The organism is Vibrio sp. DNB22_10_4, assembly GCF_052879755.1.
The window spans coordinates 45700-68939 of record NZ_JBNNXW010000006.1 but is presented as its reverse complement, the minus strand read 5'-3'; the positions used below and the strand labels follow the sequence as shown (position 1 = coordinate 68939).

General features: G+C 47.2%; 18 protein-coding genes, 1 pseudogene and 2 riboswitches. Of the genes and pseudogenes, 8 read left to right on the top strand and 11 right to left on the bottom strand.

Going from position 1 to position 23240, the window contains the following annotated elements:
- Positions 1-7: 7 nt before the first annotated feature.
- Positions 8-1072 (bottom strand): threonine aldolase family protein, encoded by a 1065-nt coding sequence (locus ACVA6Q_RS15400; protein ID WP_353497955.1) that lies wholly within the window; start codon positions 1070-1072, stop codon positions 8-10.
- A gap of 66 nt (positions 1073-1138) precedes the next feature.
- Positions 1139-1648: a GNAT family N-acetyltransferase gene (locus ACVA6Q_RS15395; RefSeq protein WP_446648099.1), complete on the bottom strand. Its 510-nt coding sequence runs from the start codon at positions 1646-1648 to the stop codon at positions 1139-1141.
- A gap of 250 nt (positions 1649-1898) precedes the next feature.
- Positions 1899-2043, top strand: a riboswitch (FMN riboswitch).
- Positions 2044-2226: 183 nt separating this feature from the next.
- Here ACVA6Q_RS15395 and ribB point away from each other — a divergent pair.
- On the top strand, positions 2227-2889 hold the full coding sequence (gene ribB / locus ACVA6Q_RS15390; protein WP_338163636.1) for a 3,4-dihydroxy-2-butanone-4-phosphate synthase: 663 nt from the start codon (positions 2227-2229) through the stop codon (positions 2887-2889).
- Positions 2890-3034: 145 nt separating this feature from the next.
- Here the strand turns inward: ribB and ACVA6Q_RS15385 are convergent, their stop codons facing one another.
- Positions 3035-5557: a glycosyl hydrolase family 18 protein gene (locus ACVA6Q_RS15385; RefSeq protein WP_446648098.1), complete on the bottom strand. Its 2523-nt coding sequence runs from the start codon at positions 5555-5557 to the stop codon at positions 3035-3037.
- Between the two features lie 364 nt (positions 5558-5921).
- Positions 5922-6022, top strand: a riboswitch (TPP riboswitch).
- Positions 6023-6080: 58 nt separating this feature from the next.
- Here ACVA6Q_RS15385 and thiD point away from each other — a divergent pair.
- The 6 genes and pseudogenes from thiD to ACVA6Q_RS15355 all read left to right on the top strand — a co-directional run bounded on the left by thiD (position 6081) and on the right by ACVA6Q_RS15355 (position 11989).
- Positions 6081-6908, top strand: coding sequence for a bifunctional hydroxymethylpyrimidine kinase/phosphomethylpyrimidine kinase (thiD, locus tag ACVA6Q_RS15380; RefSeq protein ID WP_446648097.1), 828 nt, complete (start codon positions 6081-6083; stop codon positions 6906-6908).
- 4 nt (positions 6909-6912) lie between these two features.
- Complete coding sequence (locus ACVA6Q_RS15375) at positions 6913-7680, top strand: ABC transporter ATP-binding protein (protein ID WP_446648096.1); 768 nt, start codon at positions 6913-6915, stop codon at positions 7678-7680.
- 65 nt (positions 7681-7745) lie between these two features.
- Positions 7746-8474: pseudogene (locus tag ACVA6Q_RS15370) on the top strand (ABC transporter permease); the annotation flags it as partial.
- Between the two features lie 18 nt (positions 8475-8492).
- Positions 8493-9440 (top strand): ABC transporter substrate-binding protein, encoded by a 948-nt coding sequence (locus tag ACVA6Q_RS15365; protein WP_446648095.1) that lies wholly within the window; start codon positions 8493-8495, stop codon positions 9438-9440.
- A gap of 8 nt (positions 9441-9448) precedes the next feature.
- Positions 9449-10111: a thiaminase II gene (gene tenA, locus ACVA6Q_RS15360; RefSeq protein WP_446648094.1), complete on the top strand. Its 663-nt coding sequence runs from the start codon at positions 9449-9451 to the stop codon at positions 10109-10111.
- A 330-nt stretch (positions 10112-10441) separates the two neighbouring features.
- Entirely contained in the window at positions 10442-11989 is a 1548-nt protein-coding gene (locus ACVA6Q_RS15355; RefSeq protein ID WP_446648093.1) for an alanine/glycine:cation symporter family protein, read from the top strand.
- A 138-nt stretch (positions 11990-12127) separates the two neighbouring features.
- Here ACVA6Q_RS15355 and ACVA6Q_RS15350 read toward each other — a convergent pair whose 3' ends face one another.
- From ACVA6Q_RS15350 to guaB, 3 genes are all read right to left on the bottom strand, one after another.
- Positions 12128-12721: an acetate uptake transporter gene (locus tag ACVA6Q_RS15350; protein ID WP_112460970.1), complete on the bottom strand. Its 594-nt coding sequence runs from the start codon at positions 12719-12721 to the stop codon at positions 12128-12130.
- A gap of 209 nt (positions 12722-12930) precedes the next feature.
- Positions 12931-14484, bottom strand: coding sequence for a glutamine-hydrolyzing GMP synthase (gene guaA, locus ACVA6Q_RS15345; RefSeq protein ID WP_418641729.1), 1554 nt, complete (start codon positions 14482-14484; stop codon positions 12931-12933).
- A gap of 152 nt (positions 14485-14636) precedes the next feature.
- Entirely contained in the window at positions 14637-16100 is a 1464-nt protein-coding gene (gene guaB / locus ACVA6Q_RS15340; RefSeq protein WP_446648092.1) for an IMP dehydrogenase, read from the bottom strand.
- A 208-nt stretch (positions 16101-16308) separates the two neighbouring features.
- Between guaB and xseA the strand changes: the two genes are divergently transcribed.
- Complete coding sequence (gene xseA, locus ACVA6Q_RS15335; protein WP_446648091.1) at positions 16309-17685, top strand: exodeoxyribonuclease VII large subunit; 1377 nt, start codon at positions 16309-16311, stop codon at positions 17683-17685.
- A 15-nt stretch (positions 17686-17700) separates the two neighbouring features.
- Here xseA and ACVA6Q_RS15330 read toward each other — a convergent pair whose 3' ends face one another.
- The 5 genes from ACVA6Q_RS15330 to bamB all read right to left on the bottom strand — a co-directional run bounded on the left by ACVA6Q_RS15330 (position 17701) and on the right by bamB (position 23231).
- Positions 17701-17931 carry a zinc ribbon domain-containing protein gene (locus ACVA6Q_RS15330; protein ID WP_446648090.1) on the bottom strand — a complete coding sequence of 77 codons (231 nt, stop codon included), beginning with the start codon at positions 17929-17931 and terminating at the stop codon, positions 17701-17703.
- A 132-nt stretch (positions 17932-18063) separates the two neighbouring features.
- Positions 18064-19062, bottom strand: a complete 999-nt coding sequence (locus ACVA6Q_RS15325) for a sensor domain-containing diguanylate cyclase (protein ID WP_446648167.1) — start codon at positions 19060-19062, stop codon at positions 18064-18066.
- 407 nt (positions 19063-19469) lie between these two features.
- Positions 19470-20336, bottom strand: coding sequence for an alanyl-tRNA editing protein (locus tag ACVA6Q_RS15320; protein ID WP_446648089.1), 867 nt, complete (start codon positions 20334-20336; stop codon positions 19470-19472).
- A gap of 77 nt (positions 20337-20413) precedes the next feature.
- Positions 20414-21898, bottom strand: coding sequence for a ribosome biogenesis GTPase Der (gene der, locus ACVA6Q_RS15315; RefSeq protein WP_353497940.1), 1485 nt, complete (start codon positions 21896-21898; stop codon positions 20414-20416).
- A 175-nt stretch (positions 21899-22073) separates the two neighbouring features.
- Positions 22074-23231, bottom strand: a complete 1158-nt coding sequence (gene bamB / locus ACVA6Q_RS15310) for an outer membrane protein assembly factor BamB (protein WP_353497939.1) — start codon at positions 23229-23231, stop codon at positions 22074-22076.
- Positions 23232-23240 lie beyond the last annotated feature (9 nt).

Below are 23240 nucleotides of genomic sequence, written 5' to 3'. Positions count from 1 at the left end.
CTAAAAGCTAAACACACCCTTGCTCAATTAACTGAAGATAACCTCTTAGATCGTCATCTGCCATGTCTAGTAGTCTATCTCCCACGTACCACTCAATGTAGCTTTGCTCTGCTAACATGCCTTGTTGTGGGTTGCCAATCCATAGGCTGTGCTCTGTGGCAAGCTTGTCTCGAAGCGCTATTGCTTTGTCTTGGCTAATAGGTAGATGAATATGCAGCATGTTCGCTTGTGGCTTGACCGGGTTTAGCTTCAGCAATGGGAATTCTGACAGTATTTTGTAGACTTGCTCCGTGCGTTCGAATAACGCGGGCATTAAGGCTAGCCTTTGTTCGAACTGCATAGCTGCTGCAACGATATAAGGAGTACGATGATAGACACTGCCACCCTGACGGTGCATCCATACTGCCGCTTGGTCGATAAACGCTTGATCACCGAGTAACATCGCACCGCCTAAGCCGCCAATGCCTTTGTACATAGAAACATAGGCCGAATCAAAGCCCTCGCATATCTCTGCGTAATCCTTTTGATAGTATGCAGCGGTTTCCCACAGTCGCGCACCATCCATATGAAGGTGGATATCGTTTTGACGGCAGTGAGCTTTAATACGTGATAGCTCTTCAAAGCTTGGCAGCTGTCCGCCGATTTCACGCATAGGAAGTTCGTAAAGTACGGCTGCTAGCGTGTCTGGGATCTTAACTAAATCCTCCAGTACCCAAGGTTTAAATGGCTTACCAACCGGAAGTAGGTTGAAACGCTGCTGCAACTGATAGCCTTGATTTTCGTGCAGCTGGATATGACTAGAAGGATGCATCGCAACCTTATTGTTGCGCTTCATTTCACAAGCAATCTGCAACGCCGTCGGCTGGGTCATGGTACCAGTGATAACAAACAACCCAGCGTCAAAGCCAAGTAGCTTTGCCAGCTTCTGTTCGAAGCTTTGTATTAACTCCCCTTCCCCATAACGGTCATGCGTGATTTGGTGCTGTTCACACCATGCAGACATTTGAGCAAACGTCTTGGCTGGAGAGTATTCTTTATTTCCTGGCAACGAAATCTGACATTGTTGTTGCATCGTCTATCCCTATCTAGCATTGAGTTCGATTAGGGTAACACTGGTCTATCATTCATTAACAGCTGATCAATAACAGCGCTCTAAACGAATTACACTCATCTGCGTGAGATCATCAGATTCACTGTTCACTTTGTGGAGACCAAGTCGCTGACAGACCGCAATCGCCGCTTTATTGCCGACGCGAGTCTCAGCAAAAATACAGCGTGCCCCCATCTGCTCACGGCCATAAGCGATAAGCGTCGACATCGCTTCCACTGCGAGCCCTCGTCCTTGTCTATCTACCGCCAGACCAAATCCAATCGAGGCTTGGTCGTTAGGCTCTAAACGAAACGCGACAGTACCAATGACTTGGTGGCTCTCTTTGCCTTCAATCACCAATTGAAACTTAGTGCGGGGGATTTGATGCGCTTGCTCAACAAACATTTCCAATAAGTGCGCATTGAACTCTGGGGAGCATTCTTCTTTTGGATAGAAGGTTTGATACTTGGGGTGCGAGGTAATTTGTAGCCACGATTCAATATCACCAAGTTCGAAGTCTCTTAAGATAAGTCGTTCAGTTTCTAGATGGAGCGCCATTGTATTCTCTTGTTTGATTGGACGAACTGCGTCTTTATAGGAGTGTTTGAGAATAGTAGCTCACAATCCGTTATGCGAATCTGTTTTATCCTTCTGCTCTGTGACGCAAACCTAAAGTTTTTACTAGCGAAGATTAAAGCTAAGAATTCGGCCACAATCGATTTTTTTGCTGGCATAAACACCACATAGCCAGATTATGGTTTTCAACTGACTGAATTATCGTTACCATTTAGAGGTCGAAATGACATTCATCTATTCTCAGGGCGGGGCGAAATTCCCCACCGGCGGTAAATCATCATGATAAGCCCGCGAGCGCCTGCTACAGAGTATCAGGGTCAGCAGATCTGGTGTGAATCCAGAGCCGACGGTTACAGTCCGGATGGGAGAGGATAAGACTATCGAGTCACCTTATCAGTTGCTGATTGGGTGGGTAGACTATATGTGTCTAAACTCGATTTTTAGCGGTATGACTGTCGTATCGCTTTAGCTCTATCTTTGGATAAACCACGTCAGTAATGATGATGGTGCGTCCCCATATCTATGCCCTGATTCTGGTACTTAAAGTTAGGAGTATTACCATGAATCAGAACCAAACTTCACTTCTTGCCGACTTTGGCACACCTTTAGAGCGTGTTGAACTTGCGCTACAAGCGCTTCGCGAAGGCCGTGGCGTATTGCTACTCGATGACGAAGATCGAGAAAACGAAGGCGATATCATCTATTCCGTTGATCATCTCACTAACCAGCAGATGGCACTGATGATCCGTGAGTGTAGCGGCATTGTTTGCCTATGCGTGACTGATGAGCAAGCCAAACAGCTCGATTTACCACCTATGGTCGAAAACAACAACAGCGCTAACCAAACCGCTTTTACTGTCTCTATTGAAGCAAAAGTCGGCGTGACAACTGGCGTGTCTGCAGCTGATCGCGTCACAACCATTAAAACCGCTTGCCAGCCTGGTGCTCGCCCGGAAGATCTAGCGCGTCCAGGTCACGTTTTCCCGCTTCGAGCGAAACAAGGTGGCGTGCTGACTCGTCGTGGCCACACTGAAGGCACCATTGATCTTATGCAAATGGCGGGACTATCTCCATTTGGCGTCCTGTGTGAAGTAACCAACCCAGACGGCACTATGGCGAAAGCACCAGAAATCGTTGCCTTCGGCAAGCTTCATAATATGCCCGTACTGACGATAGAAGACATGGTTCAGTATCGCCTGGCAGCGAGTGAAAAGTCAGCATAACTACGCAGACTTAAAATAGAAACAGCCGCTCATTACTGAGCGGCTGTTTTACTATGGCGCCATCACAACTCGCTAGGTGCATTGGAGAGGTGTCATACAACCCAGCACACCCTTTTGCGAGCTATGATGGCTTAACAACATCGAGTTACTGGCATGGACCTAGATCTTTCCACACACCCCATTCACCTGATTTGCTTGGCTCATCACCTTGCGTCCACCACTTGGCAGAATACACATGACCTTGGTACGTCACTTCTTGTCCACCAGTGTAAACAGCTGTTGCATCCCAAGGAGCTGCGCATGTTGCCCCGACAGTATCGGCTTTAACCGTCACAGTCTGTGACTGACTTGATGTAAGAGAACCGTCACTTACAACAACCGTTAGCACATAGTTGGTATCGACATTAACACTTGGAGCTGTGAAGCTCACTTGTGCACCATTGGTGACTACAGCCAATCCAGCTGGCGTCTCCCAAGTAAACGTCAATGGATCATTTTCTTTATCAGTCGAGCCTGATGCGTCCAGTGTCACAACGTCATTGGCATTTGCCATTGTAGGGCCTGCAATAGCTGCCACTGGCGCAGTGTTTACTGGTGTAGTGCTTGTAGGATTAACCGTTAACGTAACTGTGGCACTGTCCGTGGCACCTTCGTTATCGGTCACTGTCAGTGTAAAGCTGTATTGCTCGCTAACCGTCACTTCTGCCACATCCACGCTTAACTGAGCGCCGTTCGCGCCAGTCACTGCGAGAGACTGACCCGCTGGTTGCGACCAAGCGTAGCTGACAATCGAACCATCACTATCACGAGAACCAGAACCATCTAAGATTGCGGTAGCAGGTCCTACTACGGTTTGATTGCCACCAGCATTGGCTGTTGGCGCACGGTTCACCGGAGTCCCGCCCGCTAGGCCTTCGTGCATCGCATTGAGGATATCCCCATTGTCAGCATCGATTTCCCACGAGAACAGACCTGCAAAGCCTTGTGCACGAACGTACTGACCTTTGGCAATCACTGAACGAGGGTCATCAAAGGTTACCAACTCACCTGTCGTGCGATTCCAAACATAAGGCGCTTCAGCAAGCTCGTCATAACCATATTCAAAACCATTAACGCCAGTATTGTTTGAACCAATCATGTACGTTTTCAGACCTTTATAGTCAATTACGCCATCTTCCCACACGCCTTGTGTCGTCGAGCCTTTTAGCTTACCTGTTGCAACACCTGTCATTGGATCGGTTGGGTCTGTCAAAGTCTCAGGCATGACACCCTCCCAGCCACGACCGTACATAGCAGCACCGACGACCAGTTTGTTGGCTGGTACGCCTTTCGCAAGCAGCAATTGGATACCGTTGTCGGTTGTGTAAGCTGGGCCTTTGTATGGTACGCCATCCGCATCTACGCCATTGCCATCACACTGGCCAGGGCGCATAAAGTTACCGCAATAAAGCGCAGCTTGGTGACCAGGTACGTTGTTCCAACCACCGTAGAAGTCGTAAGTCATCGCGAAGATGTAGTCCATATGTGGAACCGCGTCAGCGTAGTTCACGTCTTCAATTTTGTCGTAGCCCACACCCACTGCCGATGTCAGTTCATAAGTACGCCCAGTTTCCGCTGACAACTCGTCAAGCATCATACGTAGCTCTTGCATCAAAGCTGCATAAGCATCGCCATCACGCAATGGATCGCCAAGATCAGGTGCGGCACCTTGACCACCTGGGTATTCCCAATCAATGTCGACACCATCATAAAACTTCCACGTTTGTAGGAAGCGCTTCACCGATGCAACGAAGACATCACGATTGGCCTTATCAGTAAAGCTGTAGAAAGGGTCAGAAAGGGTCCAGCCACCGATAGAAGGAAGGATTTTTAGATCCGGGTTGCGCTGTTTAAGCGCCATCATCATGGCATAGTTCCCCTTAATTGGAGAGCTGTACTCATGTCCTGCCTGTGGGAAACTTTTTTGGTATGCAGCCCAAGGGTCATGAATCACGACTTCGTAATCAGGCATTCCCTGACAAGCGGTTTTTAGTGCATTAAAGCTATTACCACCAACGGATTTCACCGATTCGTTTGGCCCACAAATTGGAATGAAGCCATAAATAATATGCGTGAGGTTATCGACTGGGATATTGTCGACTGTGAACTTGCGTCCATAGATGCCCCACTCTACAAAGTAAGTACCGACTACGGTATTTGGATCGGTATTGAACGTTTTGTTGTTCGGATCCACATTCATTGTCAGCGGTGGTAGATGTGCGCCATCTGTATCCGCGACAATAAGTTCAGCAGGTGCACTGCGTGAACAACCCGTCGCATCACACGCTTCAACCTCGACTTGATAGCGACCACCTTGTGCATAGTTAAACTTAGCCAGTGTTTGGCTGCCCGAGATAGAACCGGTCGCGACTTGCACACCATCGAAATATATATTGTATGTATCGCCAGTTGTTCCACTCCATTGGTTGAACTGGATGCTAATGTCTGCGGCATCTTTGTACTGCACCATCTGGTTATAACCAGAGGTGGTTTCCATCGCGAGCTGGATTTTAGAAAACTGAAGATTGTTTGAGCCATAGACGTCGATAGACGGTGTTGCAGGAGCAGCAACAGCGCCTTGACTTACTGCCAACGCAACAGCAGATAAGCCTAATAATAATTTTTTCATTGTCATTCTCTTTCCTTGAAAGACGAAAAGTATCTCTGCTCACACACGTTAACAAAGTGTGAACATCGGTATTTATTAATAGGCGGGTGCGTTTATTTTTTGCGCAAAAATAAATTTCACTTCGAGTCACCACTCAAAATTAACTGGCTCGTCTCACGCAGTTTCATTCAGTATCCAATCCTGTACCCAGAATTTTTCTCTTAATTCGATCATCACATAAGTGATTAACACTAAAGAGATTCAACAGAAACATCCGACCAGGCGCACGCATTCACCCGAGCAATGAAAGTTGTTCTGAGACACAAATAATGCGCTGTTATTCGCTAAGACTGGAAAAATCGCTGCGCTTATATGACAATGACATCCTTATTAGTCGGGGGGCATTTTTGCTGAGATCACCATGTGGTGAGACCCGTTGAACCTGATTCAGTTAGTACTGGCGTAGGGAACTATAGAAAGCAAAGATGCTACAACCAGTGTCTTTCAAATCGCTATGGATCTCTTTCGCAAGTAAGGAGCATTTATGGCGACAACATCTCAAAACACTCCAATTGTCTTAACCATCGCAGGTTCCGATTCCGGCGGCGGCGCAGGCATTCAAGCAGACATCAAAGCTATTTCAGCGACGGGCGCTTACGCTTGCTCTGTTATTACCGCGCTTACGGCACAAAATACACAAGGCGTGACTGGTATTTTGGGTATCGACCCTGAATTTGTAAAAGCGCAACTTGACGCCGTGTTCACCGATCTCAATGTTGTCGCAGTCAAAATCGGCATGCTTGCTGACACCAATATTATTGGTGCCGTGGCAGAAAAGCTTCGCGAGTACCAGCCTAAGTTTGTGGTTCTAGACCCAGTTATGGTCGCGACCAGCGGCGATTTGCTACTCGAGAGTTCTGCCATTGATGCATTAAAGTCGGAGCTACTGCCGCTAGCGACCGTTATCACGCCAAACCTCCCGGAAGGCGCCGCTCTACTGGGCACTGACGTCCCTCAATCACAGCAACAAATGGAAGCATTGATAGATTCCTTGCGTAGCTTAGAGACACCAGCCATCTTGCTTAAAGGTGGACACTTAGAATCGGAGCAAAGTAGCAACGATCTACTTATCACTGCGGAGAATGTTGAGCATTTCGAGACCAAGCGAATTGCCACTAAAAATACCCACGGTACTGGCTGCACATTAAGCTCAGCTATCGCGTCTTTTCTTGCTCAAGGTCATGGGCTGAGCGAAGCCGTTAAGCATGGTAAGGCCTATATTACTCAAGCGATAGCGCACGCTGATGAACTCGACATTGGTAGAGGTCACGGCCCCGTTCACCACTTTTACGCGCTGAATAAAGACGCTTAATGCGATGACGCCTATTCGCATACTGGGCGCGACCCTAACCTATATAGGGGATGAAACGCCGATATTCTCTGAACTCAACGTTGAGTTTAGTGCCGCCACTTGGACCGCTATACTCGGTCCAAGTGGTTGCGGGAAATCGACACTACTGCGCTACTTAGCTGGAATACTGAGCGAGAAAGTCGATTTTCGTGCCTCAGTGTTTACACCCAATTTGACCGAACTTTCTGGGCAAGTCGCCTATATGGCGCAGCAAGATCTCCTGTTGCCTTGGCTCAGCGTGATCGATAATGTGTGCCTTGCTTCTAGGCTCAATGGCAAAAAAGTCGATGACGTGACACGCCAAAAGGCGCAATTACTGCTTGAGCAAGTGGGTCTTGCAAAGAAAGCAGCAGCAAGGCCTGCGGAGTTATCCGGAGGTCAGCGCCAGCGTGTTGCATTGGCTCGTACTCTAATGCAAGACAAACCCGTGGTATTGATGGATGAACCTTTTTCCGCGCTTGATGCAGTGACACGCCATAAGTTGCAACAGCTTGCCGCGACTCTACTCAAAGACAAAACCGTTTTGCTTATCACCCACGATCCGCAAGAAGCGCTGCGGTTAGGCGAGCAAATATTGGTGATGAACGGCGCACCGGCCAGACTGCATAGCATTATCCCTCCGAAACAAGCCATCCCTCGATGTATTGATGGTGAGTTTGCCAAGATTCAGCAGTCCATTCTCGAACACCTAGCGAAAACGCATACAGAATCAACATCGGGAGGCTTAAAATGACGCCACTCGCTGATATTGCTAATCGAAGCCACAAACAAGCCTCAAAGCAGGGTTTAAGTGCCATGATGCGGGTACTTATAAGCTTGGTGATCATCTTGGCACTCTGGAAAGGCATAGTCGTTGTTTTTGAGATGCCAAGCTTCATCCTGCCCGCTCCAGAAGCTGTGTTTATTAAGCTCATAGAACGCTATGACGTGTTGTTAAAGCATACCTGGGTGACCAGCCAGGAAATCTTGTTGGGTCTTCTGCTTGGTCTCTCAATGGGGCTATTCTTTGCCCTGCAAATGCTGCTTTTTCAGCCGGTAAAGCGCTGGCTACTCCCCATTCTTATCACCAGCCAAGCCATCCCAGTATTCGCCTTAGCACCGATTTTGATGCTTTGGTTGGGTTACGGAATTGCCTCTAAAGTCGTCATGGCGGCGCTGATCATTTTCTTTCCGGTCACCACCTGCTGTTATGACGGCTTGAGAAATACACCCACTGGTTACCTCGATCTCTCGCAGACGATGGGGGCAAACCGTTGGCGACAGCTTTGGCATATTCGCCTCCCCGCTTCTTTGCCTGTACTTGCATCAGGCATTCGCGTTGCGGTTGTGGTTGCACCGATTGGTGCGGTTGCCGGTGAGTGGGTGGGGTCAAGCGAAGGCCTTGGCTACCTCATGCTACAAACCAATGCTCGCATGCTCATTGATGAAATGTTTGCTGCGTTGTTCATCTTGGCGGCGGTGTCCGTCTCTCTCTATTTCATTACCGACTGGGCGCTCAAGCGTCTGATCCCGTGGGAAAATAACTAAAGTCAAAAAGGAAAACACATGACATTCACCTCCAAGAAGGCTATGGCTGCACTGCTCACTGCCATGACCACATTCGCGGCCAACGCAGCCGATAAGTCTATCACGCTGATGCTCGACTGGTTCGTCAACCCAAACCATGGCCCAATTGTGATTGCGAAAGAGCGCGGCTACTTTGAGGAACAAGGCCTTAAGGTCAACATCCAAGAGCCTGCGGATCCGAGTACACCAGCCAAACTCGTTGCAGCGGGCAAAGTGGATATGGCGGTCTCTTACCAAACCAGCCTAACCATTGACGTTGCTGCCGGACTGCCACTTATTCGCAGCGCGACACTCATCGCCACACCGCTCAACACTATGATGGTGTTGGATAACGGCAAGATTAATTCTCTCGCTGACCTTAAAGGTAAAAAAATTGGTATTGCTATCGCAGGTAATGAGGAAGCAACCATTGGCACAATGCTAAAAACTGAGGGGGTCGAGTATAAAGATGTTCAGATCATCAATGTAGGCTGGGCACTGTCGTCATCATTGGCATCGGGCAAAGTGGATGCGATTTGGGGCGGTCTTCGAAACTTCGAAACTAATCAGCTAGAGCTGGAAGGTTTCAAACCAAAAGCCTTCTTCCCAGAAGAGCATGGCGTTCCAACCTATGAAGAGTTGGTATTTGTCGCGAATGCAAACAGCTATGACAAAGAAGCGATTGCCAAGTTTAACCGTGCGATTGAAAAAGCCACCACTTACATCGTTAACCACCCTCAGGACTCTTGGAACGAGTTTGTCGCTTACGCGCCAGACACACTCAACAACGAACTCAATAAACGTGCATGGCGCGATACACTCACTCGATTTGCACTGCGTCCATCAGCGATTGATGCCGCCAAGTACGATGCGTTCACCGAGTTTATGTACCAACACAAGATCATCTCTAACAAGCCGACTGCCCAAACAATGGTACCGGTGCTTTAGGAGCAACTATGAACCACCAAGATCTTATCAATACTTGCCGTGTCGAATGGCAAGGCTATACCGAGCATGAATTTGTACAGCAACTAGCAACTGGTCAACTTGAGCAGAAAGCTTACTTGCATTACCTCAAGCAAGACTTTCTGTTTCTAAAACAATATGCCCGTGCTTACGCGTTGGCTATCTATAAGGCGAAAACTCTGACGCAAATGCGGGAAGCTGTGCCGAGCGTTGCGGCGCTTCTTGAGTCTGAGATTGGGCATCACGTCGCCTATTGCAGTCAATGGGGCATCACCGAAGCCGACATGGAAGCGGAAACCGAAGACTTTGGTACCGTAGCTTATACCCGTTATGTACTCGATGCGGGTATGACAGGTGAGCTTGTCGATCTTTATGCAGCGCTCGCCCCTTGCGCAATTGGTTATGCCGTCATCGGTAAAGCCTTGATTAAGTCACCAACCACGGTATTGGAAGGCAACCCGTATCGCAGCTGGATTGAGCTTTATGCTGGTGAAGATTTTCAATCAGGGGTACAGGTGAGTATTGAACGTTTAGACAAACTACTCAAAGAGATTGAGCTAGATAGCCAAAGAGGTCGCGAACTCATACAAGTGTTTAAAACAGCGACAAGAATGGAAATTGCCTTTTGGCAGCAAGGTCTTGATACAAAATAAACCCTCAATGCCGACCCTAGAGTCGGCATTTTTTCATCTCTCTACTGGTCACTTAACAAACAAAAATCACATCCACAAGCCCCACTTCGGATTTTGTGCCCAAAGTCACGCGTTAACACAATATTTACAACCACGTTTAACATTAGCAACAAAGTTGGTTAGGATGTCGGTTCGTGTTTGCTAGGTTCAAACACTTCGCGCTTACCTTTGTCATGCTTTTCGTGCAAGCAAGGACGATTGATAAAGGATGAGCATCAACAAATGATGTCGAACAATCAGACCATGAGTCGCTGAGTTTCGACCTCATCCCAAGCTTTACAGGGAAGAACTATGCAGTCTTTAGTTGATTTTTTAAATGGGATTATCTGGAGTCCCGCTCTTATTTATTTATGTCTTGGTGCTGGCCTTTTCTACTCCATTCTTACTCGATTTGTACAAGTCCGTCATTTCTTCGAAATGTGGCGCCTACTGCTATCAGGTAAGAGCTCAGAGAAAGGGATTTCATCGTTCCAAGCACTGGCCGTTTCGCTGTCTGGGCGTGTCGGTACAGGTAACATCGCGGGCGTTGCAGCGGCTATCGGTTTTGGTGGGCCTGGTGCAGTTTTCTGGATGTGGATGGTGGCCTTCTTCGGTGCTGCGACCGCCTACATCGAATCTACACTGGCACAAATCTATAAAGAGGAAGACCAGGGCGAGTTCCGTGGTGGTCCTGCTTACTATATTGAAAAAGCCATGGGTCAGAAGTGGTACGCGTGGATCTTCGCGATTGCGACTATCTTTGCGTGTGGCGTGCTTCTTCCAGGCGTTCAATCAAACAGTATTGGTAATGCCGTAGAAACTGCCTTTGGCACAGGCGCAATGATTGACACAGCGATCGGTACCATCAGTTTTGCCAAAATTTTCACTGGCGCTGTCATCTCTATCATTCTAGCCTTCATCATTTTTGGTGGTGTTAAGCGTATTGCACATTTCACGCAGATCGTTGTTCCATTTATGGCGCTTGCGTACATCATCATCGCCTTTGTCATCATTCTTCTGAACATCGGTGAAGTACCACGTATCGTGGGGATGATTCTTGGTGATGCCTTCACACCAATGGCAGGCTTTGGTGCTGCGATTGGTTGGGGTGTTAAGCGTGGCGTTTACTCTAACGAAGCAGGTCAAGGTACCGGCCCTCACGCTGCGGCAGCGGCAAACGTTGATCACCCAGCTCAGCAAGGTTTGGTTCAATCTTTCTCTATCTACATCGATACGTTGCTGGTTTGTTCTGCAACGGCGTTTATGATTCTTATCACCGGCGCATACAATGTACACGGTCCTGAGAGCACATTCCTCGTTCAAAACCTAGCGGAAACGGTTGGCGCTAATGGCCCTGCGTTCACTCAGCTAGCAATTGAAAGCACTATGCCAGGTGTGGGTAAACTGTTCATTGCATTCGCACTGTTCTTCTTCGCCTTTACCACTATCTTGGCGTACTACTACATTGCAGAAACCAACATTGCTTACATTCGTCGTACCTTTAAGGTAAGCGGTCTGATGTTCCTATTGAAGCTGGTTCTAATTACCTCTGTATTCTATGGAACCGTAAAGACAGCGAATATGGCTTGGGCAATGGGTGATGTGGGCGTAGGTCTCATGGCGTGGCTAAACATTGTTGGTATCTTGATTATCTTCTTCATCGCGAAACCAGCTATCGTTGCACTTAAAGATTACGAGAAGCAGCAAAAAGAAGGCGTTGAAGAGTATACGTTTAACCCAGTTGCTCTTGGTATCAAGAACGCAGATTACTGGGAAGGTCGATACGAGCGTAAGACAGGTAAAAAGCCTGAAGCGGCTCAGGCGGCGGATTCTGGGTCGACTCAGACGCAGACGTCATAATTAGATTTGGCGATCGCTTTGGGTAGATCCCTGCCTACGCAGGGATGACTGAAGTAGCCAATAAATCATGAGAAAAGAAAAGGGGTAGCTTAGCTACCCCTTTTATCATTCACTGTTCCCGAATGAATGAAACTTAAATTATGCTGCCACTTCGTGTGCTGAAGCTACTGGCGCTTTTTTCTCACCGATAGGCAAAATAGTGCGGCCGTACTCGTTGTTAAGTACTTGAGCCATTGCGAAGTAAATCGCGCTCGCACCACAGAAAATGCCTTCAAAGCCAGCGATGGTACCGATCAGTTCACTGCCGAAGAAATCACGTGCAGCAAGCAAGAAGAATAGAATGGTCAATGAACCAAATACCACTTGCTTAGCCACTGGGTAGCAAAGTGAGCCGATGAACATGAAACCAGTAAATACACCCCAAAGCAGTAAATACCAGCCCATAAACTTCGCAGGGCTTGCTGGAAGACCCATGTAAGGCATGACAATAATACCCACCAGCGTTAACCAGAATAGACCGTACGAAGTGAAAGCTGTGGTGCCGAATGTGTCACCACGTTTAAAGCACATCATGCCTACAAACACTTGGCTTAGACCGCCATAGAAAATACCCATAGCCAGGATCATCGAATCAATAGGAAAGAAACCTGCGTTGTGGATGTTAAGTAGAATGGTCGTCATACCAAAACCCATAAGGCCAAGCGGCGCTGGGTTAGCGAGTTTGTTAGACATTGTCAAAGAGCCTTAAATTCAAAATTAGTTACAAAGTTTGTAGGAAAATTTTAATTCAAAATACCAATGTTGAGCAGATCCATTATTTGCAATCTAAGTTTTACTAATTGCATATTAATGTTCAGTATTTTCCGACACGCATAAAAAAAGCCGACATGATGTCGGCTTTTTGCGATTTAATTTGTCTCAAACAGAAGACTTATCGAGGATTATTCCCACTCGATAGTTGCAGGTGGCTTACCAGAGATGTCGTAAACCACGCGCGAGATACCGCCTACTTCGTTGATGATACGGTTAGAAACCTTACCTAGGAAGTCGTATGGTAGGTGAGCCCAGTGAGCTGTCATGAAGTCGATAGTCTCAACAGCACGCAGAGAAACAACCCAGTCGTACTTACGGCCATCGCCCATTACACCTACAGAACGTACTGGTAGGAATACAGTGAACGCTTGAGATACCTTGTGGTAAAGGTCTGCATTGTGTAGCTCTTCAATGAAGATAGCGTCAGCACGGCGCAGTAGATCACAGTACTCTTTCTTGATCTCGCCAAGAACACGAACACCTAGACCAGGACCTGGGAACGGGTGACGATAAAGCATGTTGTATGGAAGACCTAGTTCTAGACCGATCTTACGCACTTCGTCTTTGAAAAGCTCGCGTAGCGGCTCAACAAGACCCATTTCCATATCATCAGGAAGACCGCCCACGTTGTGGTGAGACTTGATGACGTGTGCTTTACCAGTTTTCGACGCTGCAGATTCAATAACATCTGGGTAGATCGTACCCTGCGCTAGCCACTTCGCGTTCTCTAGCTTCTTCGACTCTTCGTCAAATACGTCTACGAATACATGACCGATTGTCTTGCGCTTTTCTTCTGGATCAGACTTGCCTTCAAGTGCAGTAAGGAAACGCTCTTCTGCGTCTACTTTGATGATGTTCAGACCGAACTTGTCGCCGAACATATCCATCACTTGCTCGCCTTCATTTAGACGCAGAAGACCATTGTCTACGAATACACAGGTCAATTTGTCACCGATAGCACGGTGAACAAGCATCGCTACTACTGATGAGTCAACACCGCCAGATAGACCAAGAATCACTTCATCGTCGCCCACTTGTTCTTTAATGCGAGCAACGGCGTCTTCGATGATAGAGCCAGGCGTCCACAGACGCTCACAGCCACAAGCACCAAGAACGAAGTTCTCTAGCATTTGCAGGCCTTGTTTAGTGTGTGTCACTTCTGGGTGGAACTGAACACCGTAGTATTTCTTCTCTTCGTTTGCCATTGCTGCGTACGGACAAGTATCCGTCTCACCAACTTTTACGAAGTCTGCTGGGATTTCAACAACTTTGTCGCCGTGGCTCATCCAAACATCTTGAGTTTCTTCAAGATCTTTAAAGATTGCAGAGTCACCAGATACTTTAACTTGTGCGTAGCCAAATTCACGCTCATCAGAGCCCGCTACTTTACCGCCAAGCTGCTCTGCCATGGTCTGCATGCCGTAGCACACACCAAGAACTGGCACACCTGAATCAAATACGTACTGAGGAGCACGTGGAGAGTTGTCTTCCGTAACGCTTTCTGGACCACCAGATAGGATGATACCGTCTGGGTTGAATTCACGAATATCCGCTTCTTCTACGTCCCAGCTCCATAGTTCACAGTAAACACCGATCTCACGAACGCGACGTGCTACTAGTTGTGTATATTGAGAACCGAAGTCTAGGATCAGAATTCGTTGGTCATGAATATTTTTCGTCATTTTGGGCAATCTTATCAGCTAAGTGTTGAAAACGGAGGCGAGTTTACCCGCCTCTTATCTTTGCTTCAAGGAAAAAAGCAAACGTTTACGTAGGATTTATGTCACTACGTTATCGCTATTAACCTAAGTGGTTAATTAACCTAAACGATTAATTAACCCAAACGGTAGTTAGGCGCTTCCTTGGTGATTTGAACATCGTGTACGTGAGATTCGTTTAGACCTGCACCAGAGATGCGAACGAATTCAGCTTTAGTACGCATGTCTTCAATAGTCGCAGAGCCAGTTAGACCCATGCTTGAACGAAGACCACCCATTTGCTGGTGAACGATCTCTTTCAGGCGACCTTTATAAGCGATACGACCTTCGATACCTTCAGGTACTAGCTTGTCTGCTGCATTGTCAGATTGGAAGTAACGGTCAGAAGAGCCTTGAGACATTGCGCCAAGAGAACCCATACCGCGGTAAGCTTTGTATGAACGGCCTTGGTAAAGAATAACTTCACCTGGTGCTTCTTCAGTACCAGCGAACATTGAACCAACCATGACACAAGATGCGCCAGCTACGATAGCTTTACAGATATCACCTGAGAAACGGATACCGCCATCAGCGATAACTGGGATGCCATATTCTTCCGCAGCGGCTGCCGCGTCTGAAATCGCCGTGATTTGAGGAACGCCAACACCGGTTACGATACGAGTTGTACAGATAGAGCCTGGGCCGATACCCACTTTAACTGCGCTTACGCCAGCTTCAATCAGTGCTTTAGCACCAGCAGCTGTTGCAACGTTACCGCCGATGATGTCTAGCTCTGGGTATGCTGCGCGAGTTTCGCGGATACGGTTTAGAACACCTTCTGAGTGACCATGTGAAGAGTCGATAAGTAGAACGTCAACACCTGCTTCAACAAGCGCTTTAACACGTTCTTCGTTACCAGCACCAGCACCAACCGCAGCGCCAACGCGTAGACGACCTTGCGCATCTTTACATGCGTTAGGCTTACGTTCTGCTTTGTGGAAGTCTTTTGCTGTAATCATACCGGTTAGTTGGAACTCGTCGTTCACAACCAGTACTTTTTCAACACGTGCACGGTGCATCTCTTCTTGTACTTCTTCACGAGAAGCACCTTCTTTAACAGAGGCTAGGCGCTCTTTTGGCGTCATTACTGCTTCTACTTTCTTAGAAAGATCAGTAACAAAGCGAACATCACGACCAGTGATGATGCCTACGAGTTCGTTGTTTTCAGCAACAACAGGGAAGCCTGCAAAGCCATGCTTATCAGTCAGCGCAACCACATCAGCAATAGATGCTTCTGGGCTAACCGTTACTGGATTAGTAACCACACCTGCTTCAAAGATTTTAACTAGACGAACCTGCTCAGCTTGTTGCTCGATAGACATGTTCTTGTGGATAAAGCCAATGCCACCTTCTTGGGCTAGCGCGATCGCAAGACGCGCTTCTGTCACTGTGTCCATAGACGCAGAGATCATTGGAATATTCAGAGTGATATTCTTGGTCAGCCGAGTGCGAAGATCAGCTGTGTTTGGGAGAACGGTGGAGTGAGCTGGAACGAGTAGTACATCATCGAACGTCAGCGCTTCTTTGGCAATTCTTAGCATTTGCAATATCTCACAATAGAGGAGTTTAAAGAAAAAATCCGCCCTTATCGTTTCGCATAATAAGGTGATTTGGATTAGATATTGCGGTGGGATTATACGCCCGACGAAATCGCTTGGCTACACATTTTTCTATTTTTTATTTGCAATTACCCCCTTGATATGTATTATATTGCCGCTAATTTCCATACTCACGCCTTTGAGATTAGCTGTGTCCCTATCCCCGCGATCTACTTCTCAGTCATCTTCTCCTAATCAGAACATTTACACGGTTTCTCGTCTGAATTCCGAAGTACGTTTATTACTAGAAAATGAAATGGGAATTGTATGGTTAGTCGGTGAAATCTCTAACTTTTCTGCACCTGTCTCTGGTCACTGGTACCTCACGCTAAAAGACTCACGCGCTCAAGTTAAGTGCGCCATGTTCCGTGGCAACAATCGTCGTGTCACCTTTAAGCCTACCAATGGCAATCAAGTTTTGGTGAAAGCACGTCTCTCTTTGTATGAGCCACGTGGCGACTACCAACTGATCATTGAGTCGATGCAGCCGGAAGGTGATGGCAGACTGCAGCAAGAATTTGAGAAGCTGAAGATGTCGCTGGCGGCTGAGGGATTATTCTCACAGTCACTAAAAAAGCCTCTGCCTTCACATCCTAAACGCGTAGGTATCATCACCTCTAAAACTGGTGCCGCACTGTTCGATATTCTTGATGTACTAAAAAGGCGCGATCCATCCCTCCCAGTCGTTATCTACCCAACAACGGTGCAAGGTGATATGGCAGCGATTGAGATCGCTCAAGCTATTGGCCGCGCCAACAGTCGTAACGAGTGTGATGTCTTGATTGTCGGTCGAGGTGGTGGCTCACTGGAAGATTTATGGTGCTTCAACCACGAAATCGTGGCGAGAACCATCGCTGCAAGTCAAATCCCTATCATTAGTGCAGTCGGACACGAAATTGATGTCACTATTGCCGATTATGTTGCCGATGTCCGTGCACCAACACCAAGCGCGGCAGCAGAGCTAGTCAGTAATGACACATCACACAAACATGAGTCACTAAAGAGTCGAGAGCAAAGGCTGCGCAATACTATGCAGATTTACCTTGCTCAGCAAAAACAGCAATTTTCTGAGCTGACACAAGCGTTAAACAGTCATCACCCAAAACATCAGCTGCAAAGACAGAGCCAACTTCTTGATGAGTTTGAATACCGTTTAAGTACAGCAATGAAGCAGCGCCTATCGCAAGAAGCTCTGCGTCTTAACAACAAGCAGCATCGATTGATGGCACTCTCTCCAGATCGTCAATTAGAAAAACAATCGAATCGATTAACACAGTTACAAACGCGGCTTAAGCAAGCGATACAAAAACAGCTCGATACCGCCAAGCATCAGTTTGCTGTAACGGCAGGAAAACTGGATACCGTCAGCCCACTCGCGACGCTGCAGCGCGGCTATTCGATTACTCAGGACGGTAATGGCCAAGTGATCACCAATGCCCACTCTGTCGAAGTCGGTAGTACCATAACGACGAAACTCGATAACGGTGTTATCGAGTCTCAGGTTATTCGTACACGGGATAACGGTTAATCTGGCCAGACTTGCCTAGTCAACAGTCTCAAAGACAAATTTCACTCGGGACTTTGACTTGAGCTCATTGCAGCCATTACAAAAGTAGCTTGCAGAGCCGCACGCCTGTAACTTCTCTAACTCCGCGTCGCAATCGGGACAAAAGCCGATCTTCTTATAGTGGCGTTGACAGTCACTACAGTGGTACTGACCATCCCAATCTAATTCTTGATGACACGCCGGACAGCTATTTTGTGGATTTGTCATGACTCAAACCTATATTAGCAATATTTAATATTATCATCATACGATTTTCATTGCAGAATCCGCATTGATGCGAATCAAAGTCACCTTTCAGTCTTTGCTCCGTCCAGATACTACAGACAGGCGAACCTAGTGCTAAGAAGCAAGCATCTGAGAATACGTTGTCATTGGCACGGTGCGTCGATTGCGTCGTTTAACTTTGTACATCTCAGCGTCCGCTTTACGGATCAACTTGTCCATCGGCAAATCAGAGCAACACTCTTTGGTAGCAAATCCAACGCTAACAGAGATATTAGTCTCCTCTAATGTCACTGGCTTATTCAATTCGCTACTCAGAGTCTCATAGAACTCTCGAGCCTCCTCTTCGCTTGGAAAACAACAAAACGCCAAAAACTCATCACCACCATAACGGCCGAGTACCGCTTGAGTTGGTAGTATCTCCTTGAGCTCTTTCGCCACCGCTTTAAGTACTTTGTCACCAAAATAATGACCATATTCGTCGTTCACGTGTTTAAACTTATCAATGTCGACAAAAAAGCAGCCAAGTATATTACCGTCGAAGCAATGACTCTTCTCGACTCTCTCAAGGAGCTCACGTCGATTTAAACAGTGTGTGAGAGGATCCATTTGAGCTTGGAAAGTAAGCTTATCTTCAAGTGCATACTTTTCAAGTGCCACCGAATACACTGCGGCCAGTGATTCTAACATTTCAACCTCAATGGCTTCCGGTGTCGCTGCGCTATTACTATAGAGAGCAAAAGTCCCTAAGCATTGTTGCTGCGTGGAAATGACGGGAACCGACCAACAGGCTCGAATGTCGGCAGAATCCGCCAACTCTATATACGGCTGCCAGTTACGATGTTGCGTCACATCATCAACGATCACTGAGCGCTTCAGAAAAGCAGCGGCGCCACAGGATCCAACCTTTTCACCAATGGCGAGACCATCGATCGCCTGAGTGTACGCAATAGGCAGATTGGGCGCTGCCACAGTGTGCAAACAATGGGTTTCTTCATCCATTGATAAAATTGAAACTCGTTTGTCCGGAAATAAGCGTTCTGTCAGCTTGACTATCCTTGACACTAACTGGGATTGGGGAAGTCCCAGTGCGAGATCCTTTAATAAGTTATTCATGCCCTTATGGGCATCGATCAGCAAGTCTTTGTTCATAGTTCGCGTCTTTTTGTTTACTGCTTTATCACTCTCGCAAAGCGGGTAGCAGACTGTTTATTATGCGCTTCGAGCACATACTAACACAGGGGACAGATAGATGAACTATTGACCAAAAGAATATTTGAACGTAATTTAACCTTTAAAGCCTTACATACACCGAACAAGGTGATCCCGTGAAAACGATCTTTATATGATCATCTTCAAAAGCCAGCTTGATCAGCGATCTGCTTAAAAAAGAACATTTATATAACCACACACCGAAAGCATAAGTTACATATCCTGCATTTCGATTTTAGGTAGCATAAAAACCCACAAGAAAAACAAAAAACCGACCAAATAAGAATTTAATAAAAAGATCGCATTTGCCATTATTGAATTACATCGGTGTGCATTTCGATATAACTCCCATCGATAGCACGCAGCACAACGTTGACTCTTGAAAACGCTTTTGTCGACGAAATGTGAGTTCCACCGCAAGGCATGACAACGTCTACACCGTCCAAATGACAATGCCAGTAACGAGAACTGGTCAAATATGGCCCCTCAAGCCTCATCTTTACATCACTTGGTACGCTTAGCCAATCTTGCAGCTGCTGATTAACCTTAGTTTCAATATCCGCGATCTCTTCCAACACTTGTGCGGTATTCAAGCCACGCTTTCGCAGCGTTTTACCCAGTCGATAGTTGTCAAAACAGCGATTTGGCGATACAAAGCTCTGCTCTTGAGCATAACTATTAAAATCATAGTGTCCTAAGCCGTCCTTTCGATCGGCATCTTTTCGCCAATAGGCTAACGCCAATACTTTGTTCAGGGCGAGTGAGGCAATATGACCGGCGCTGTGTCCTCGGCTCAGGCTTTGTTGATATTGCTTGTCTACTTGTAGAGTCACGCTTTGCTTCGCGGTCAGCTTGGCATCCTTTGCAATACGATGAACGACGACAAATACCCAACCTTCAGTATCACGCTTAACCGGAATCGACTCTGCAACGTAAAGAACGCCAGTGGCCACTTCAACTGCACCAACTAGACAATCGATAACCTCATAATCAACACCAATTGCCGACAATATGCCTTTATCTGCTGGATGATCCGGCCAGATATGGCTAACAGGATGAAAAGGCGTCTCTGCGACGACGACGTCACAATATTGTTCGGTTTGAGAGAGAAATTGGATCTGACTTTCCAGCGTCCAAACTTGATGGCAAAAGTGCACCTTAGTGGCTGTGATCATCAACCTTTCCTTACAACATGACTTTTATTGAACACAAAAAAACGCCCTCTTAATTCAGAGGGCGTTATTACGCTAATGCTTTATTTTTTAGGACGACCTTTCATCATAGTCATCAGGCGCTTACGCTTGCGCTCCTGAGAAAGTGTCATCTTGCTCGTTTTACCTTCGAACGGGTTGTCACTGCTCTGGAAGTTAATTCGAATTGGCGTACCCATGATTTCCAGTGAACGACGGTAGTAGTTCATTAGGTAGCGCTTGTACGAATCTGGCAGCTCGTTCACTAGGTTACCGTGAACAACAACGATTGGTGGGTTATAACCACCAGCGTGCGCATATTTGAGCTTCACGCGGCGACCACGAACCATAGGCGGTTGGTGATCTTCTGTTGCCATCTTCATGATACGAGTCAGCACTGATGTACCTACTCGTGTCGTAGCCGACTTGTACGCTTCTTGAACAGACTCGAATAAGTGACCAACACCTGTACCATGAAGCGCAGAGATAAAGTGAATACGTGCAAAGTCCACAAAGCCTAGACGACGGTCTAGCTCTTTTTTCACCTGCTCTTTCACGTCTGTATCCAAACCATCCCACTTGTTCACTGCTAGAACAATTGAGCGACCTGCGTTAAGGGCAAAACCTAGCAAGCTAAGATCTTGATCTGAGATATTCTCGCGAGCATCGATAACCACCAACACCACGTTGGCATCTTCAATCGCTTTTAGCGTTTGAACCACCGAGAACTTCTCAACCGTTTCATTGATACGTTTACGACGACGTACGCCTGCGGTATCAATCAGAACATATTCACGACCATCGCGCTCCATCGGGATATAGATGGAATCACGCGTCGTACCTGGCATGTCATAAACCACGACACGCTCTTCACCAAGAATACGGTTAGTCAGAGTTGATTTGCCGACGTTTGGACGACCAATGATAGCCAGTTTGATTGGCTGATCTTGAAGACGCTTATACTCAGCTTCCGCTTCTTCTTCGGTATAGTCGAGTTTCTCTTCTTCATCTTCGAACATGGTCAGATCTTCGATTTCACCTTCAGCTTCTGATAGGTGCTCAAAGAAAGGATCCAAGGCGCGGTCAAGCAGAGCGGTAACACCACGGCCATGAGCCGCAGCAATGTGATACATGTTTTCAACACCTAGCTGCCAAAACTCAGCGCTTGCAGCATCAGCATCAATACCATCTACCTTGTTAACAACAAGGAAAGCTGGCTTTTCAATTTTACGTAGGTGGTTAGCAATCGCTTCATCCGCAACGGTCAAACCCGCACGACCATCCACAAGGAATAGTACTACGTCAGCTTCTTCAATCGCAGCTAACGATTGTTCCGCCATTTTGGTTTCTACACCTTCTTCAGTGCCGTCAATACCACCAGTATCGATAACAATGAACTCATTCTCACCCAGTTGAGCTTGACCATATTTACGGTCGCGCGTTAGTCCCGGAAAGTCCGCTACCAAAGCATCACGCGTACGCGTCAGTCTATTAAACAGTGTCGACTTACCCACATTTGGGCGTCCAACTAGGGCAACAACAGGTAACATATTAACCTCTACACTTAATTTCTTATTGTAGTTATAGGTAAAAATGATTTCGTTTTCCTATAACCACAACGCATTCTATCTGTCCGAGCTCGAAAAGATCCTTTTGCTTCGCAGCAATAAAACGGCTCCTAACTGAAAATCAGCCAGGAGCCGTTTGTGAATTATATCACGCTTTCTAGTTAATGGTGAGTTTCTTTATTTCACCGTCGCGATTGATGATCACGTAGCCGCCAGGTACCAATGTTGGGCCCACCGCCATGCCGCTGTCATTCGTCATTTGCTGTGCTACAAACTCGCCAGTTTGACGATCTAGCCAATGCAGATAACCAAGACTGTCACCCACCACAATGTAACCATCGACAATCACAGGAGCTGTCAACTGACGGTTCTCAAGCTGGCTGTTCTCCCAAAGCTCTGTACCACTACGCGCATCAACGGCAATAACGTGATCCGTTTCTGAGATCAAAAACAGGCTGCGGTTGTCTGTTGCCATGTCTGTGGCAGAAGAGTAGTTACGCTTCCAAATTGGATTACCCGAACGCAAATCAATCGAAATTAACTGACCATTGAAGCCCACAGTGTACAGCGTGCCACCCAAGATAATTGGTGACGAATCAACATCCACCAAGCGGTCAATCTCGGTCGCACCTTTTGGCGTACCCACAGGCTGCTGCCAAATCAGCTGACCACGATCAATGATGGCTGCCGCCAATCGACCATTCGCGGTACCCCAGAACACACCACCAGAAACCGTCACTGGTGCGCTATCACCTCGCAGTGTTAAGTTCGGCACATCGGTACTGATTGCCCAGCGCTCTTCACCACTTGTTTGTTCTAGTGCCGTCAATACGCCTTGACTGGTGTGTACCATAACAAGGCTGGAATCCGCTACAGGCATCGCCAGAACTTCACCGTTCACTTCTGCTCGCCAAAGCTCTTCACCCGTGTTGACGTCAAGGGCAATCACTTCGCCATTTTCACTGCCAATGTAAAGCTTTTGATAGGCTGCAGCGATGCCACCTGAAAGTCGAGCCGTCACCTCGCCGGTGATATCCACCTGCCAAAGGGTTTTGCCCGTTTCCGGATCCATAGCTTTCACTTCACCTTCACGGCTGGCAACAAACAACTTGTCATACGCGTAGACAGGAGACAGTTTTGAGAAGAAACTTCCAACGCCATCGCCAATACTCGAAGACCACTCCGAGCTAGGAGTAAACTCACTTTGCACTGTCGGTAGCGGTGCCATAATGATGGTGTCTTCTTCACTCGAACACCCTGCAAGTACACCTAATACCGAGATAGAAAGTAATACCTTTTTAACGAGTCTATTCATCGGCTATAG

Excerpts from the sequence above, each read along its gene's own strand:
- bamB (WP_353497939.1), bottom strand. The coding sequence starts at position 23,231 with ATGAATAGACTCGTTAAAAAGGTATTACTTTCTATCTCGGTATTAGGT.
- ACVA6Q_RS15365 (WP_446648095.1), top strand. The coding sequence starts at position 8,493 with ATGACATTCACCTCCAAGAAGGCTATGGCTGCACTGCTCACTGCCATG.
- der (WP_353497940.1), bottom strand. The coding sequence starts at position 21,898 with ATGTTACCTGTTGTTGCCCTAGTTGGACGCCCAAATGTGGGTAAGTCG.
- guaB (WP_446648092.1), bottom strand. The coding sequence starts at position 16,100 with ATGCTAAGAATTGCCAAAGAAGCGCTGACGTTCGATGATGTACTACTC.
- thiD (WP_446648097.1), top strand. The coding sequence starts at position 6,081 with ATGGCGACAACATCTCAAAACACTCCAATTGTCTTAACCATCGCAGGT.
- ACVA6Q_RS15395 (WP_446648099.1), bottom strand. The coding sequence starts at position 1,648 with ATGGCGCTCCATCTAGAAACTGAACGACTTATCTTAAGAGACTTCGAA.
- ACVA6Q_RS15325 (WP_446648167.1), bottom strand. The coding sequence starts at position 19,062 with ATGAATAACTTATTAAAGGATCTCGCACTGGGACTTCCCCAATCCCAG.
- ACVA6Q_RS15385 (WP_446648098.1), bottom strand. The coding sequence starts at position 5,557 with ATGAAAAAATTATTATTAGGCTTATCTGCTGTTGCGTTGGCAGTAAGT.
- ACVA6Q_RS15350 (WP_112460970.1), bottom strand. The coding sequence starts at position 12,721 with ATGTCTAACAAACTCGCTAACCCAGCGCCGCTTGGCCTTATGGGTTTT.
- guaA (WP_418641729.1), bottom strand. The coding sequence starts at position 14,484 with ATGACGAAAAATATTCATGACCAACGAATTCTGATCCTAGACTTCGGT.
- ACVA6Q_RS15400 (WP_353497955.1), bottom strand. The coding sequence starts at position 1,072 with ATGCAACAACAATGTCAGATTTCGTTGCCAGGAAATAAAGAATACTCT.
- ACVA6Q_RS15375 (WP_446648096.1), top strand. The coding sequence starts at position 6,913 with ATGACGCCTATTCGCATACTGGGCGCGACCCTAACCTATATAGGGGAT.
- ACVA6Q_RS15355 (WP_446648093.1), top strand. The coding sequence starts at position 10,442 with ATGCAGTCTTTAGTTGATTTTTTAAATGGGATTATCTGGAGTCCCGCT.
- ribB (WP_338163636.1), top strand. The coding sequence starts at position 2,227 with ATGAATCAGAACCAAACTTCACTTCTTGCCGACTTTGGCACACCTTTA.
- ACVA6Q_RS15330 (WP_446648090.1), bottom strand. The coding sequence starts at position 17,931 with ATGACAAATCCACAAAATAGCTGTCCGGCGTGTCATCAAGAATTAGAT.
- tenA (WP_446648094.1), top strand. The coding sequence starts at position 9,449 with ATGAACCACCAAGATCTTATCAATACTTGCCGTGTCGAATGGCAAGGC.